Consider the following 13597-nt stretch of genomic DNA (forward strand, 5'->3'; position numbering starts at 1 on the left):
ATTCCCCTCCCAGAGTCAGCTCTATTAAAATTTCATTATTTTCAAGGATTCCTCGCCTGAGTTTTTCCTTCCATCCTTCCAAATCACTCACCGATAGAAGGTTTTAAAGGGAAAATATAAGGCTTTCTTGAACCAAAAGTTAAACTCCCAATCTCCTCTTGATTCTTTCCACATCCCTTTTTGCTTCGCTCAGACCGAGCTTTTCAAGCATTTCCTCCCTGCTTGGAGCTTTGTCCCGTTTGCGGGAAGCCTCATGAGGAGGCTCGTTTTGTCCGAGGATTGTTTAAGTGTCCTGCAACGGGGCTTATCTTCAACGCTGACTTGGTTGGTGCTTTTAACATTTTGCGCAAAGTTAGAACGATAACCCCGAGCCTTCCCGCTTTAGCGGGAGGTAGGGGTAACGGGGGCAAGACCGTCCCCGAGGGGCTGAAGTTAGGCTATGAAGCCCCTCAAACCTCCCCATCACTGGCGAGTCGCTGAAACCCTCGCAAAGGGGAGGAGGTCAGCAACCCGGCAATAGCGGGAGAAGAGCCCCCAAAATTTATGAGCAAGACGATAAACATAGCCCTCGTCATAGATGAAGGCCTAACCACCGGTGCTTTGGCAAACGCCATAATGACCGCAACGGAGGCGAAAACATACACACTCCTAAAGCTCGGCTATGAGGCAACGGGCACCACAAGCGACGGTATGGGGGTTTTCGCCAATGGAGGAGAGATAGAGTGGGCTGGAACCGCCACCAAATTGGGCATCAATATAGGAAAGGCCGTTAGAAAAGCTTTGAAAGAGAGCTTGAGAAAATGGGAAGCTTCACTGTAGAGACCTGAGAACATCAACTACATCGCTGAGCCCTGCGTTTGTTTTTATGCCCGTGGGTGAGATGTGTGTCCTGCTCGCTAAAAAGCCCCTTCCCCTCAAACTCTCTACTATTTTCTCCGATTTCCTTGCCTCAAGCCCATAACGCTTTGCAATTCTGTGAATATCATAGAAAAACGGAACGTCAAGCTCCTCTCCAATCATGTTCAGGAAGTTGAGGACCTTCTTTTTCTTTGAGAGCTCACTTTTTTCTGCCTCATTGAGGAGTGCTCGTATAAAAGTCCCATCCTTCATCTCGCCGAGCCACAGGGGACCGTAGGCACCTTTACGGCTCGGGAGGAACGAATGCTCAACTTCGAATTTCCCTGTTTTGTGATCAAAGTAAACATAACCGAGCTTCTCAACGAGCTCATCCCCCTTTCTAGCGCCGTCTTCCATTTTTAGAAAAACCCGGAAGTAGTGATCCCTGTAGTAGGCGAGGAGAACCTTAAATCCGAGGTCGTATTTTCCTATGTATCTCACCACCGCGCCGATCAAAATCCTCAAACCGCTTTCGTGGCACAGCTCCCCTCTCAAGGGCATTGCATTGTATTTCCGCAGGCACGCATTTTTATATGCGCCGCAGAGGACGCCCGTATCGGTTGCCGTGATCCCAAGGAAGCCCTTTCGCTTGACGCTCCTCAATGCAGCATCCAAAAAGGGCATTGGGGAGCCAAAGGGGTCTAAATCGACGAAGTCAAAGTATCTGAACTTCTCATCCATTAGAAGGTTTGCATCTTTGTTTGTGGCTACCAGGGTTTTCTCGCCCATCATCTTATCTTCTCCAGCGATTTTACCTTTAAAATTGAGCCCTATATTCTTTTTTATAAGCTTGAATGCCTCCCCGTTTATGTCGTTGAGCCATACCTCACGTACCGGGGTCTCAAGGGCATAGCGAATTCCCCTAACCCCTGTTGCACTCAGAGCATCAAGCGCCTCCTCCGGCTTAATAACTTTGAGTGCCAGAACACTAATATCCCTGTTAAAAGCCATCACGGGGTTGTAAAAAACGGGGGCATCATAAATTCTAGCCGCCTTTGGAACCAGAATTCTCGCCTTTCCCTCTCTCACTTCTCCAAGCTCCACCCTCCTCACCAATGGGAATTCAGCAATCCGCTTTTAAGTTTATTCATAAGGAAATTACCTTATAACAACCTCATCGCCCAGTGCCTGTCCGGGGAGACCGAGATCAAAGCGCACCCTAACGATGCCTTTTTCGCCATGGGGCTTCACGATTTTTCCCATAATCTTTTTCCCGGTTCTGCTCTTCCAGATAACCCTCCTCCCAATGAAGCGAGATGCCTCTTCCCTGCTTTTCACACCCTCAATCTCTATCAGCATGTGGTGATTTCTTTGGTTGTGCTTTCCCCTGGCGTAGTTTAGGATTACCCCCTTCATCACCACACCACCTCAAAAATGAAGTATGGAGAGAGGTTTTTAAATTTTGCTCTGGAGCACAACTCAAAAATTAGCCGGTTTCAGTGCATTGGAAGCCCCACAAACATCCATTTGTAAAAAAACGGGGGGATTAGCCTAAAAAACACCGGGAAATTGTGAAGAAACTAAAGCCCCAAACCTTTTAAGTCCTCAGGGCTAGCTTAGTCCAGCGGATGAAGAACCTTGCCCAGTCTGATGGGTGATGACGTCGGTATTATCGGACGCAGGGGAGGTGCACTGCCACGTTTTTTGCACCTCCCTGTTCTATATGTAATCAGACTCATAGAGCTTATGATATGCATCCAAAAGAGCTTTCTTAACTCTGGCAGCCCCATATCTCCTTGTGGCACTTTTAATTCCGCTTTCCTTTATATGCTTCATAATCAGGTCAACATCTCTAGAAGCGCTCATCCCACTCTCCACATAGAGCCTTGCAACTTCATCCGGTTCTCTATAATTGAGCCCTTTCAAAAGCTTCAATGGGATTCCCTCGAGAGGCTTTATAAGCTCAAACTCAATTATACTCACCTCGTCCTCTGCGTCAAGACCTCCATAGATTTTATTCAATGTTTTCAGCAGTTCTTTAATATCCTTAAATCCGTCCTTCCTCGCATCCTCATTTGTAAGCTCTTTAACTTTCTTTTTAGAAACGCCCTTTATTTTCACTTTTGCTATCGCTGTATCGCTTGGTCTTACCACGATGTATATCTCCTTTCCAGGTTTGGCTTCATAATCCCCGTAGCGAATCGTGGTGCTTTTTTTCCCGCTCAGAATTTTGGATCTGTAAACGCTATCTATCAGCATGAACTTCCTTATTTGAACCTTCTTCACCCTTACCACCGAGCTTCTCTATGATTTTTGGGACTTCTAAAAGGTCCTCAATTTCAAAGTCCGCATATCTGCGGTATTCGAGTTCCTCACTCCTCCTTCTTCCGTAGCGGAACCATATGGTGTGCATACCAACTTTTTTGGCTCCATATATGTCCGAGTAGAGCCTATCTCCCACCATAACCGCATCTTCAGGTTCAACTCCAAAGAGCTTCAGTGCCTTCTGATATATCTTGGGGTGGGGCTTTTTAACCCCCTCAAAGTCCGATATAATGACGTGTTCAAAGAAATCCTCGAGTTCAAGCCTCAAAATCTTCTCCCACTGCTTTATGGGATTACCATCCGTTACTATCCCGAGCCTGAGCCCCATTGAGCTCAGCTGGATGAGCATTTTCCTCGCATGCCTAACATCTTTGAGCTGGGTGAACTTTGTGTTGTGGTATCCTATAACCCCGGCTGCAACCCATTTTGGGTTATACTTCAAATCGAGCCTCCTCAGGAGATAGTCAAAGTGATGTGGAAAGTTACTCCCGTATTCATTTATGAGATCTAAAAGCCCATTATATGCAGTTTCAAAATCCACGGGAAGCCCGTGCTTTACCATGTTCTCAATAGCATTTCGCCTGGCCCTCTCCGCAAGTTTGGTTGTATCAACAAGAGTGTCATCCAAATCGAAGAGCACGACCTTTATCATAGTTTCTCCCCTTATCAAATAGTCATAATCTTATTTAACTCTTCCCGATGTCAACATCGAGATAGAACCTGCTCGCCTTTCTCCTCCTGAGCTCCTGGAAGTACTCGTCCTCCTTAATCCACTCCCCCATTAAGTCCTCGAGCCTCCAAGTTAATGAAGTTGGCGTCGTCGTGGCAAAGATAATCCTCCCCAAGTTAAGGGATTTAATCTTCTCCAAAACTTCCTTAACCCGGGTGTCTTCTAAATTATGCATTAAAAAGAACTTTCTCGCATGCCAGTTGCAGTCTCCCTCTAATTTCGGGGCTTTCTCCACAATCTCCTGGAGAATCCAATCTCTGCAGTACTGGGGTATCTCATAAACCCCATACTCTTTTAGAGTCTTTTTTATGATTTCTACTTCTTTCTCATCGAAGCCTATTAAAAATATCATCTCCTCACCTCATGTCTGATTTTTTCCAAAAGCCCATCCATAATCTCTCCTGCCTTTCCTCTCAAAATTATGTCCGCAAGATGAGTTATCCCCGTATTGTCGGGATTTATCTCTATAATTCGTCCTCCTTCATCCTTCACAAGCATTGGAATGTATGCGGCTGGAAAGACTTGGGCACTCGTCCCGATTACGAGACACAGATCTGCCCTCCTTGCAAGATTGAAAGCTTCATCTAATGCCTGCTCGGGGAGAGGCTCCCCAAACCACACCACATCGGGTCTCAAGAGGGAGCCACACTTAGGACATCCAGGCAGTTCACCCTCATCTAAAAACTCATCCAATCGACCGCTTTCCTTTAAGTTCTCCCTGTAATCGCAGGAAGTGCACTTAACACGGTAAATGTTGCCGTGAAGTTCTATTACGTTTTCACTCCCAGCCCTCCTGTGGAGATCATCTATGTTCTGGGTTATAACTGCTTTTAAAATTCCCATTTTTTCAAGTTCTGCAAGAGCAAGATGAGCTTTATTTGGCTTTGCATCCTTCATCTTACGTATTCGCATTTTATAGAAGTCCCAGACCAGAGAGGGGTTTCTCCTGAAGGCTTCGGGAGTTGCCACCTCCTCGACCCTATAGTTTTCCCAAAGCCCCCCATGCCCCCTGAACGTGGGTATCCCACTCTCGGCACTTATCCCCGCCCCGGTGAAGGCTATTAAAAACCTGGAGTGGGCTATAAGCTTTGCAGCCTCCTCTATCATTCTACCCCCTATTTAAATAGGCATTCTCATTTAAAAAGCTTAGCCCGGAGGCTAGCAAAGTTTTTTAAGTCTAACAAGCAAGGCTGAAACATGAAAAACCAGAAAATGGCTTACATATACGGGATTTCAGCTGTGCTGATGTGGTCAACCGTTGCATCGGCATTCAAGCTATCCCTGCAGCACCTCGATTACATGAATCTCGTTTTCTATGCTTCCCTGACATCTACCATCGTCCTGCTCCTCATGATCATCAAACAGAGAAAGCTAACCCTTTTTAGGGAAAATCTCAACCTCAGGCGCTCCCTCATTCTGGGCTTTATAAACCCCTTCCTCTACTACCTCGTGCTCTTCAAAGCATATTCCCTGCTTCCAGCCCAAGAGGCACAAGCTCTCAACTATACGTGGCCCATAATACTTGCATTCCTTTCAATACCCTTGCTTAACCAGAAAATAAGCTTCAGAGGGATTCTGGCAATTTTTGTGAGCTTCTTTGGGGTCCTTATAATTGCTACGAGAGGTGATGTATTGAGCCTTAACTTCAGAAATCCCATGGGAACTCTCCTGGGTCTTGGAAGCGCTTTCATATGGGCTTCCTACTGGATTTTAAATTTAAGGGATGAAAGGGAGGACGTTTTAAAGCTCTTCCTCAACTTTACCTTCGGTTTCATCTACATAACCCTTTTTATATGGCTCTTTGGAAAATTCCAGTTCAGCTTTGAGGGCATAATGGGAAGTGTTTATATAGGTCTCTTTGAAATGGGAATCACATTCCTGGTCTGGCACAGAGCTCTAAGCCTCTCAAGAACAACCGCCCAAGTTGCCAACCTGATATACCTAACGCCCTTCATATCCCTCCTCTTCATTCACTTAATAGTTGGAGAAGAAATTCTCCCCTCAACCCTTATAGGACTGATCTTCATAGTGGGCGGGATTTTAATGGGAAGAGAAAAATAGAGGTCAGCCCTCTCTGAAAGCTCCATACTTCTTGGGGTCATAGAATGGTGGAGCCACTGTCATGGCTTTCTTCATCTTGCCCCTTATCTCCACTTCTATTTCAATCCCCGGTTTGGCATATTCAGGATCAACGAATGCTATCCCTATTCCGATTCCAAGAAGCGGTGAAAGTGTTCCACTGCTCACATCTCCTATGAGCTTTCCATCTTTGTATACCTTGTAGCCTTCCCTCGGAATGCCCCTGTCAACCATCTCGAAGTGCACCATCTTGCTCGGTAGCCCGCGCTCCTTCTGCTTTAGGAGAGCGTCCTTTCCAATGAACTCTTTGTCCCAGAAGAGGGCAAACTCAAGATTGGCTTGAAGTGGTGTGACTTCATCGATGTCGGTGCTGAGGAGCTGGAGCTCTTTCGTCTCGTTGCCGTAGAGCGTGTAGCCCGCTTCCATTCTAAGGGTGTCCCTAGCACCGAGACCGCATGGCTTTATGCCGTACTTTGCACCTGCCTCAAGGATTTTATTCCATACATACAGAGCTTTTTCGGGTTTCCCTCTCTTGGCTGGATCGGGATGGTTTGGGTTTACATCCTCAAAGTAAACCTCCCATCCATTTTCGCCTGTATATCCGCTCCTCGAGAGAAGCATCTTAATTCCATCGAGCTCAACTTCCTTGGCCTGGAACCACCAGAGATCCATAATATCAATTCCAAAGAGCTCCTTCGCCAGATCTCTCGCCTTTGGGCCCTGAATGGAGAACATAACATAATCATAGGTCTTGAGTTCAATCTCAAGGTCGAGCTTTGTGTACTGCTCAATTGCCCTTTTAATTGATGTGAACCATGCATAGAGCTTTTCAAAGGCATCACTATCACAGACCATCATATATTCATCATTGCCCATGTTGAAGACTAGCGTCTCATCTTTAACGGCACCGCGCTCATTGAGAACGAGGGTGTATGTTCCACTTATTGCGGGAGGCTTTGAGATATCATTCGTTGTGACGTACTGGAGGAATTTCAAGGCATCCTTTCCTCTAAAGAAAATTTCTCCCATGTGAGAAACATCAAAAATACCGATACCATTCCTTACGGCCATGTGCTCCTCCTTTATGCTGGAATACCAGATTGGCATCTCCCATCCGGCAAATTCCTCCACTTTCTTGGCATTCTCCTTATGCCAGTCAAAAATGTGGACACGCTTCATATTATCACCGCTATAAAATATTTCAATTAAGATATAAGCTTTGCCACTAAACTTATTAAATCCCGACACTTAAGGGATACTCATGAAGGTAAAGTCCATAGAAAATCCGAGCCAAGAGGACCTCCTGAATATCCTAAGTGAAGGACTATCAAGCGAGGCTATAATAACAATATTTGCCCACTGCCGGGTTCACTACGATGGAAGAGCCAAAAGCGAGCTGGGAAATGGAGATAGGGTCATTATAATCAAACCGGATGGCTCCTTCTTAATCCATCAAAGGGAGAAAAGGGAGCCCGTTAACTGGCAGCCTCCAGGTAGCCGAGTGAGCTTTCAGGTGGAGGAGGATAGAGTAAGAATCATCAGCGTTAGGCGCAAACCAAGGGAAACCCTTGAGGTAGAGCTCTTGAAGGTCTATCTCGCCTCTTATCTGCAGGCGGAGGACAGCGAGGAGCTTACATTAATGGGAAGCGAAGCCGAAATGAGGGATTATATATTTGAGAATCCCGAGGTCATCGAGGAAGGTTTCAAGGTTCTTTTCAAGGAGAAGCCAATAAAACACGGGATAGTTGACCTCCTCGGCAGGGATAAGGATGGGAACTTGGTGGTTTTAGAGCTCAAGAGAAGGAGAGCTGACCTTCATGCCGTCAGCCAGCTCAAGAGATATGTGGAGGATTTAAAGGAAGAGCATGGGAACGTTAGAGGGATTCTTGTGGCTCCTTCTTTAACTTCCGGTGCCAAAAAACTCCTTGAAAAGGAGGGTCTTGAATTCAGGAGGGTAAAGCCTCCAAAAAGGGAGAAAGCTCAAAGAGGAAAACAGAAAACTCTGGACTCTTTTTAACCCATGCTCATCTCATGGGGGAGCATCTCCCTTACTCTGGCCCTTAAAACCCCTTTCTCCTCTTCAACCTCCAGGATTTTCCCCAAACCAACGAGCTTCAGCTGAACTCTGTAAACCATCTGCTCCCTCTCATCGCTCTCCTCCCAAAGTATCTTCTGCTCCATCCTTTCCACCTTCATAATCTCCGCAATTAATCCTTCAATTCCCCTCGTTATGTCCTGAAATGTTTCATAGGTTAAGAAAACCCTTTTTCCGCTTTCGAGATTTTCAAGGGCTTCAATATTCCGGGCACTCTTTATCTCCAGAGTGCGGTAGGGGCTTCTAAGGAGGGAATCCAGTGCCCTGCGGGATATCCCGACCAAAACCACGAGCTCCATACCATCACCTCACAGATACACGCTCTCATACTCCTTTTGCTCCCGCCTTCTCGCCTTCTCCATCTGCTCATGCATCCTTCTTAACTGCTCTTCAATGGCCTGCGCCTCTTTTAGAAGGGGCTCAACCGAAACCTCAATACCAACAAGCTTTTTCATTATCCCTATGACATTTGCAGCGGCCCTCGGATCGGGTCTATCCCCGAAAGTCTCCCCAAGAAGCACATAGCTCTTCAATCCTTCCCTACTTGCCTCCCATAGCAGTTTTCCGCTTATTCCAGTTATCGAGCCGTATTGGAGTAGTTTAACCCCCAGATTCTCCAGTTCTCTGCTCTCCTCTTCGCTACCTCCCACTCCCCAAACGCCCATCTTTTCCTTGAAGAGACCTATGCCCATTCCGCCGAGTGAAATAACCTTCCTGGCTTTCACCTCTTTAAGGTATCTCACCATTTCTTTGGCAATTTCATTTACAAGTGTGGGGGGAGCGTATATATCCGAAACCGCCAAGATTATACCTTCCCTTTCATAGAACCTTAGGGGCGGATTTGGCTTTCCTTCGAGAACCAATGTTAAAGGGGGTATGAAAGAACTCTCAACATAGCCCACCATCTCCATGTCGAGCTCTTTAACAAGAAAATTCGCTGCTATATGCCCTACCAATCCGATACCAGGATAGCCTTCTATGAAGATGGGTTCCTCAATTCTCGGAAGGAGCAGCTCCACTGGCTTCTCCATGACATCACCCCAAGGTATTTAGTTCCGAAAGGTTATTAAAGTTTCGGGTTCTGTCTTTTGGAGCAATGTTGAGGTCGATTTAGTTTATATTTATAGTGGATTGAACATTACGCAATAGTATTAAAAGTCCTTTAAAATGCTCATATTTTTATTTTTAGTTTTAGAATTTCAACTACTGTCAATAGAAAACTATATATAGGTCTAATGCCTAATACCTAATGGTGATGTCCTTGAAGTGGGCAAGACTCCTGGCAGGAGTTCTGGTGTTTGTTTTTGTTTTTTCTGGATTTGTTAGTGCTAAGCCTCAGGCAGACGTAAGCGGATGGACAGCGATTGACATGTTCATTCACTCTCAGATTGACATAAGCAAGGCTAAGGGGACTTCGGAAGACCCTTACTTTGTGGACAAGCTTACAAACCTCGTTCTTCAGCGGTTTGGCAAGAGCTTGACGCTGAGATTGCACCCTACGCTGGAAGCCTGACTCCAGAGCAGAGGGAGCAGTTGAAGTATCTTCTCGTCAGCGACTACGTTTCTTACCTCTACCAGAAGAGCTTTTATCCCAAGAATGCCAAAGTTATAGTGGTGAAGCCCATTAAAGTTGCCTCTGTAAAGAATGGGGACAAGGTTTACGATCATTACTACGCTCCAATGAGTTCTTCAATCCCGTACCCAATCCACTGGTGGGTGCAAGTGAAAGTTGATCTGGATGGTGGCAAAGGGCGTGATTCGCTGGGACAGTGTTATAATGTGGATGGGCATAATGGGATATCCAAAATAGTTGTTATGTATACCTCTACAAAAGTGACCTATGAGATTCATTTTTATGATGAAGACCATCCTGATCCAGCAATTGATGCATCCTATGACTGGACACGATGTCATATTTTATATCCTGGGAGAGATGATACTTATGGATGTGAGGATATAGAAAGCATTACTGTTGAAGGGGGCACTATAAAGTTTGCTGGAACCTGGAGTAACATATGTGCTAACGGAGTATGCGTGGAACAAACGTATGCAATGCAGATGTGGCCTCAGCACGAAACAGGGGAACGTCCGTACAGTAACTCTGTGGCGATTTATGTCAGCAACGTATGGGATCATCTAATGGACACAGTGGATTCTAATCCGGACATGGATAAAAACTGGGGGTACACTTCATGGACGTAAGGAAGCTCGCTCTGCCTTTCCTTCTCATTTCTATGGCTGCTGTTCTTTTTGTTGTGTCTTTTGGAATTCTGCCGGATCCAGTGTGCACTTTCATAACCCTCCAACTTTACAACCTTCCGTGCGTTTTGATAGTTTTTGTCCTGTGGATTCTGTGGATAGGTACACTCCTTGAGTTCCTTAATGAAAATCCGCTGGGTTTTTATGTCGCCTCCAGTGTGTTCTTTGGTGTCTCGTTCGCCCTCTCTTGGACTTGGGCGAGATGGTTTCGTGCACTTGTTGCGGTGAGTTTTTTGATAGCCGTCTTTGGTATTTGGAGAACATCAAAAAAAGATTCCTCTTGATAATCGCATATCGCCCACGGAAAACCCCTTAACATCTGGGTTCAAAATTTTCCGGTGATGCTTATGCGCATGAGCATGGTAGCGCGAGATATGAATAGCTCGCTTCGTCTTCTCCTCTTTTTGAGGCTCTTTCTGAGGGTTTTTGCCTTCGTTTATCCGCTCTTCCTGATGGTTATGTACAACTTCTGGATTTTTGAGAAACTACCCCTCGCCAATTCCCAAGCGTTTTTCTGAGCGGAGTTGACATTCACACGGCTCTCGTCTTCCTGCCGTGGGTTGTCCTCTGGTACGGATCACTACTGCTGTTGGGCCTGCTCTTGATTTTCCTCCGAACTGGTGATAATGGAGTAGACAATAAAAGGGGTTGAAGTTCACTTGTTGGAGTTCCGTTTCCACTGGAAAAGCAACTCTTAAATAACTCAGGTGTAATTTTTACATGGTGATATCAATGCCAAAGATAGGTATTATCGGCGGTTCCGGTGTTTACGGTGTCTTTGAGCCTAGAGAAAGTATCAAGGTGCACACTCCCTATGGAAGACCCTCTGCACACGTCGAGATTGGGGAAATAAGGGGTGTTGAGGTCGCTTTTCTTCCAAGACATGGAAAAACCCACGATATTCCTCCCCATCTCGTGAACTACAGGGCAAACATATGGGCCCTTCACGAGCTTGGAGTTGAGCGCATAATAGGGATCACCGCTGTAGGCTCTCTTCGTGAGGAATACAAGCCCGGCGATATAGTGTTAACCGACCAGTTCATAGACTTTACAAAGAAGCGAGACTACACATTTTATGAGGGGCCGAGAGTTGCTCATTTCGGCATGGCCGATCCATTCTGCCCGGAGATGCGTAAAATTTTCTACGAGACGGCTAAAGAGCTCCAAATTCCAGTACATGAAAGGGGAACCTATGTGTGCATCGAGGGGCCGAGGTTTTCAACGAGGGCTGAAAGCTTCATGTTCCGCCAGTTCGCCCAGATAATAGGAATGACGCTCGTTCCAGAGATTGTTTTGGCAAGAGAGCTTGGAATGTGCTACGTCAATATAGCGGCAATCACTGACTACGATGTTTGGGCTGAAAAGCCCGTAGACGCCCAAGAGGTTGTTAGAGTCATGCAGGAAAACAACGAGAAGGTAAGAAGGCTGCTCCTTCAGGGCATTCCAAAGATTCCTGAGGAGAGGAAGTGCGGCTGTGCCGATGTGCTTAAGACGGCTTTTGTTTAGCAAACTTTATATTTTCTCCCTTCCTTCTTTTAATCTAAGGTGAGCTCAATGGAGATACTTATTAAAAATGGGCGAGTGATCTATGACAATCTTAAAGTCGTTGAAGCCGATGTATATATAGAGGGAAACAGAATTTTGAAGATTAAAAAGGGCATTAAAAGAGAAGCAGATATCGTGATTGATGCAAAGGGGAAGGTAGTTTCCCCCGGCTTCATAAATGCACACACTCATCTTGCAATGACACTCTTCAGGGGGCTTGCAGATGATATCCCCCTCCAAGAGTGGCTCGAGACATACATATGGCCAAGGGAAGCTCAACTCAAGCCCAGGGATGTTTACAAAGGCGCCCTTCTTGGAGCTCTGGAGATGATAAAAGGGGGAACGACTGCGTTTGTTGATATGTACTTTCACATGGAAGAAGTTGCAAAAGCCGTTGAGAGGGCGGGGCTAAGGGCATATCTGGGTTATGGAATGATAGACCTTGGAGACCCGGAAAAGCTTGAAAAAGAAATTAAAAAATCAATCGGGGTACTAACCTTTATAGAAAACCTTAATTCGGAGAGAATAAACTTCATATTTGCCCCCCATGCCCCATATACGTGCTCTATTGAATGCCTCAAAAGGGTCAGGGGACTTGCCGATGAGCATGGGAAGATGATAACTATCCACGTTGCTGAAACGAAGAGAGAGGTTGATGGGATAAAGAGGGAGTATGGTAAAAGTCCCGTTGAACTTCTCGATGAGATAGGATTTTTGAGGGATGATGTGATAATAGCCCACGGGGTATGGCTTAATGATAAGGACATCATGCTCCTCGCTGAGAGGGGTGTGAGTGTCGTTCACAATCCCGCAAGCAATATGAAGCTTGGAAGTGGCGTAATGCCATTAAAAGAGCTTCTGAACAGGGGTGTTAATGTATGCTTGGGAACGGATGGGGACGCGAGCAACAACAACCTGGATATGCTGGAGGAGATGAAACTCGCCGCACTGCTTCACAAGGCACACACACTGGAACCAACCGTTGCAGATGCCAGAACCGTTTTTAAGATGGCAACTCTAAATGGTGCAAAAGCACTAAAGCTGAACGCCGGAGTGATAAGGGAAGGGAACTTGGCAGATCTGGTTATTATAGATTTTAACAAACCTCATCTAAGACCTGCAAATAACGTCATAAGCCATCTCGTTTATTCGGCAAACGGGAACGACGTTGAGACCACCATAGTTAACGGTGAGATTCTAATGCTCGACGGAGAAGTTTTAACCCTTGAGGAAGAAAAAGTTATGGAGGAAGCGCAGAAAGTAGCGGATAAATTGCATGAGGGGGGTTAGGATGAGGTTTGAGGTTGCTAAAGGGGATATAACAAAGTTTCAAGCTGAGGCAATAGTTAATGCAGCAAACAAATACCTTGAGCACGGCGGAGGAGTTGCTTATGCCATAGCAAAAGCTGCCGCTGGGAATGTTCGGGAGTATATAAGGATAAGCAAAGAGGCTATGAAAGAGCAGCTAGGAAAAAGCTCCATCGAGCACGGCGAGGTTGTTGTTACGCCCGCTTTAAACATGGAATGCTTTGGAATAAAATATGTTATCCACACGGTCGGGCCCTACTGCGGTGGCGTCTGGGACGATGATAAGAAAGAAAAGCTCAGAAAGGCAATTCTCGGCGCGCTGAGAAAGGCCGATGAGCTCGGCCTCAAAACGATAGCGTTTCCTGCCATAAGCGCCGGCATCTATGGATGCCCGCTTGAAGAGGTCGTGAGGACGTTCA

Annotated in this window: 18 protein-coding genes and 2 pseudogenes; 11 read left to right on the forward strand and 9 right to left on the reverse strand. The window is 46.0% G+C overall.

The features are described 5' to 3' along the window. Window positions 1-231: 231 nt before the first annotated feature. Both ACXJGZ_RS04355 and ACXJGZ_RS04360 read left to right on the forward strand, forming a co-directional pair. Window positions 232-480: pseudogene (locus ACXJGZ_RS04355) on the forward strand (zinc ribbon domain-containing protein); the annotation flags it as partial. A 21-nt stretch (window positions 481-501) separates the two neighbouring features. Continuing rightward, a pseudogene (locus ACXJGZ_RS04360) lies at window positions 502-819 on the forward strand (adenosylcobinamide amidohydrolase); the annotation flags it as partial. Here ACXJGZ_RS04360 and ACXJGZ_RS04365 read toward each other — a convergent pair. The 6 genes from ACXJGZ_RS04365 to cobB all read right to left on the reverse strand — a co-directional run bounded on the left by ACXJGZ_RS04365 (window position 811) and on the right by cobB (window position 4999). Continuing rightward, window positions 811-1941, reverse strand: coding sequence for a tRNA (guanine(10)-N(2))-dimethyltransferase (locus tag ACXJGZ_RS04365; protein WP_456398380.1), 1131 nt, complete (start codon window positions 1939-1941; stop codon window positions 811-813). The pseudogene ACXJGZ_RS04360 and the gene ACXJGZ_RS04365 sit on opposite strands and share 9 nt — an antisense overlap. Window positions 1942-1995: 54 nt before the next feature. Then, window positions 1996-2253 (reverse strand): 50S ribosomal protein L35ae, encoded by a 258-nt coding sequence (locus tag ACXJGZ_RS04370; protein WP_456398373.1) that lies wholly within the window; start codon window positions 2251-2253, stop codon window positions 1996-1998. Window positions 2254-2556: 303 nt separating this feature from the next. Beyond that, on the reverse strand, window positions 2557-3123 hold the full coding sequence (locus tag ACXJGZ_RS04375; protein WP_456398374.1) for an ASCH domain-containing protein: 567 nt from the start codon (window positions 3121-3123) through the stop codon (window positions 2557-2559). After that, the gene (locus tag ACXJGZ_RS04380; RefSeq protein WP_456321387.1) at window positions 3083-3814 is read right to left on the reverse strand and encodes a TIGR02253 family HAD-type hydrolase; all 732 of its coding nucleotides are present in this window, start codon (window positions 3812-3814) and stop codon (window positions 3083-3085) included. The genes ACXJGZ_RS04375 and ACXJGZ_RS04380 overlap by 41 nt, the downstream gene beginning before the upstream one ends. A gap of 34 nt (window positions 3815-3848) precedes the next feature. Continuing rightward, window positions 3849-4244, reverse strand: a complete 396-nt coding sequence (locus ACXJGZ_RS04385) for a DUF3783 domain-containing protein (RefSeq protein ID WP_456398375.1) — start codon at window positions 4242-4244, stop codon at window positions 3849-3851. Further along, window positions 4241-4999: an NAD-dependent protein deacetylase gene (gene cobB / locus ACXJGZ_RS04390; RefSeq protein ID WP_456326818.1), complete on the reverse strand. Its 759-nt coding sequence runs from the start codon at window positions 4997-4999 to the stop codon at window positions 4241-4243. The genes ACXJGZ_RS04385 and cobB overlap by 4 nt, the downstream gene beginning before the upstream one ends. A gap of 90 nt (window positions 5000-5089) precedes the next feature. Between cobB and ACXJGZ_RS04395 the strand changes: the two genes are divergently transcribed. Beyond that, window positions 5090-5953 (forward strand): DMT family transporter, encoded by an 864-nt coding sequence (locus tag ACXJGZ_RS04395; protein WP_456398376.1) that lies wholly within the window; start codon window positions 5090-5092, stop codon window positions 5951-5953. 3 nt (window positions 5954-5956) lie between these two features. Here ACXJGZ_RS04395 and gcvT read toward each other — a convergent pair whose 3' ends face one another. Then, complete coding sequence (gcvT, locus tag ACXJGZ_RS04400) at window positions 5957-7150, reverse strand: glycine cleavage system aminomethyltransferase GcvT (RefSeq protein ID WP_456398377.1); 1194 nt, start codon at window positions 7148-7150, stop codon at window positions 5957-5959. An 82-nt stretch (window positions 7151-7232) separates the two neighbouring features. Here gcvT and nucS point away from each other — a divergent pair, with 82 nt between their 5' ends. Then, the gene (gene nucS, locus ACXJGZ_RS04405; protein WP_456321392.1) at window positions 7233-7988 is read left to right on the forward strand and encodes an endonuclease NucS; all 756 of its coding nucleotides are present in this window, start codon (window positions 7233-7235) and stop codon (window positions 7986-7988) included. On the opposite strand, the gene ACXJGZ_RS04410 is transcribed toward nucS, so the two are convergent. Together ACXJGZ_RS04410 and ACXJGZ_RS04415 are read right to left on the reverse strand one after the other, a co-directional pair. After that, window positions 7985-8365: a DUF473 domain-containing protein gene (locus ACXJGZ_RS04410; RefSeq protein ID WP_293256599.1), complete on the reverse strand. Its 381-nt coding sequence runs from the start codon at window positions 8363-8365 to the stop codon at window positions 7985-7987. The genes nucS and ACXJGZ_RS04410 overlap by 4 nt on opposite strands. Before the next feature lie 9 nt (window positions 8366-8374). Beyond that, the gene (locus ACXJGZ_RS04415) at window positions 8375-9097 is read right to left on the reverse strand and encodes a proteasome assembly chaperone family protein (protein ID WP_456321393.1); all 723 of its coding nucleotides are present in this window, start codon (window positions 9095-9097) and stop codon (window positions 8375-8377) included. A gap of 218 nt (window positions 9098-9315) precedes the next feature. On the opposite strand from ACXJGZ_RS04415, the gene ACXJGZ_RS04420 reads away from it, so the two are divergent. The 7 genes from ACXJGZ_RS04420 to ACXJGZ_RS04450 all read left to right on the forward strand — a co-directional run. After that, on the forward strand, window positions 9316-9579 hold the full coding sequence (locus ACXJGZ_RS04420) for a hypothetical protein (RefSeq protein ID WP_456326815.1): 264 nt from the start codon (window positions 9316-9318) through the stop codon (window positions 9577-9579). 20 nt (window positions 9580-9599) lie between these two features. Beyond that, on the forward strand, window positions 9600-10268 hold the full coding sequence (locus ACXJGZ_RS04425; protein ID WP_456398378.1) for a hypothetical protein: 669 nt from the start codon (window positions 9600-9602) through the stop codon (window positions 10266-10268). Then, window positions 10259-10609, forward strand: a complete 351-nt coding sequence (locus ACXJGZ_RS04430; protein WP_293256590.1) for a hypothetical protein — start codon at window positions 10259-10261, stop codon at window positions 10607-10609. The genes ACXJGZ_RS04425 and ACXJGZ_RS04430 overlap by 10 nt, the downstream gene beginning before the upstream one ends. 63 nt (window positions 10610-10672) lie before the next feature. Further along, on the forward strand, window positions 10673-10843 hold the full coding sequence (locus tag ACXJGZ_RS04435) for a hypothetical protein (RefSeq protein ID WP_293256587.1): 171 nt from the start codon (window positions 10673-10675) through the stop codon (window positions 10841-10843). A 214-nt stretch (window positions 10844-11057) separates the two neighbouring features. Beyond that, window positions 11058-11831, forward strand: a complete 774-nt coding sequence (locus tag ACXJGZ_RS04440) for an S-methyl-5'-thioadenosine phosphorylase (protein WP_456320717.1) — start codon at window positions 11058-11060, stop codon at window positions 11829-11831. Between the two features lie 48 nt (window positions 11832-11879). Beyond that, on the forward strand, window positions 11880-13160 hold the full coding sequence (locus tag ACXJGZ_RS04445; protein WP_456320714.1) for an amidohydrolase family protein: 1281 nt from the start codon (window positions 11880-11882) through the stop codon (window positions 13158-13160). 1 nt (window position 13161) lies between these two features. Then, the coding region (locus ACXJGZ_RS04450; RefSeq protein ID WP_456398379.1) for a [protein ADP-ribosylglutamate] hydrolase at window positions 13162-13597 on the forward strand (436 nt) is incomplete at its 3' end.

This window comes from Palaeococcus sp. (in: euryarchaeotes), from assembly GCF_053987695.1.

Coding starts and splice junctions, on each gene's coding strand:
- ACXJGZ_RS04370 (WP_456398373.1), bottom strand. CDS start 2,253: ATGAAGGGGGTAATCCTAAACTACGCCAGGGGAAAGCACAACCAAAGA.
- ACXJGZ_RS04380 (WP_456321387.1), bottom strand. CDS start 3,814: ATGATAAAGGTCGTGCTCTTCGATTTGGATGACACTCTTGTTGATACA.
- ACXJGZ_RS04385 (WP_456398375.1), bottom strand. CDS start 4,244: ATGATATTTTTAATAGGCTTCGATGAGAAAGAAGTAGAAATCATAAAA.
- cobB (WP_456326818.1), bottom strand. CDS start 4,999: ATGATAGAGGAGGCTGCAAAGCTTATAGCCCACTCCAGGTTTTTAATA.
- ACXJGZ_RS04395 (WP_456398376.1), top strand. CDS start 5,090: ATGAAAAACCAGAAAATGGCTTACATATACGGGATTTCAGCTGTGCTG.
- gcvT (WP_456398377.1), bottom strand. CDS start 7,150: ATGAAGCGTGTCCACATTTTTGACTGGCATAAGGAGAATGCCAAGAAA.
- nucS (WP_456321392.1), top strand. CDS start 7,233: ATGAAGGTAAAGTCCATAGAAAATCCGAGCCAAGAGGACCTCCTGAAT.
- ACXJGZ_RS04410 (WP_293256599.1), bottom strand. CDS start 8,365: ATGGAGCTCGTGGTTTTGGTCGGGATATCCCGCAGGGCACTGGATTCC.
- ACXJGZ_RS04415 (WP_456321393.1), bottom strand. CDS start 9,097: ATGGAGAAGCCAGTGGAGCTGCTCCTTCCGAGAATTGAGGAACCCATC.
- ACXJGZ_RS04420 (WP_456326815.1), top strand. CDS start 9,316: ATGGTGATGTCCTTGAAGTGGGCAAGACTCCTGGCAGGAGTTCTGGTG.
- ACXJGZ_RS04430 (WP_293256590.1), top strand. CDS start 10,259: ATGGACGTAAGGAAGCTCGCTCTGCCTTTCCTTCTCATTTCTATGGCT.
- ACXJGZ_RS04435 (WP_293256587.1), top strand. CDS start 10,673: ATGCGCATGAGCATGGTAGCGCGAGATATGAATAGCTCGCTTCGTCTT.
- ACXJGZ_RS04440 (WP_456320717.1), top strand. CDS start 11,058: ATGCCAAAGATAGGTATTATCGGCGGTTCCGGTGTTTACGGTGTCTTT.
- ACXJGZ_RS04445 (WP_456320714.1), top strand. CDS start 11,880: ATGGAGATACTTATTAAAAATGGGCGAGTGATCTATGACAATCTTAAA.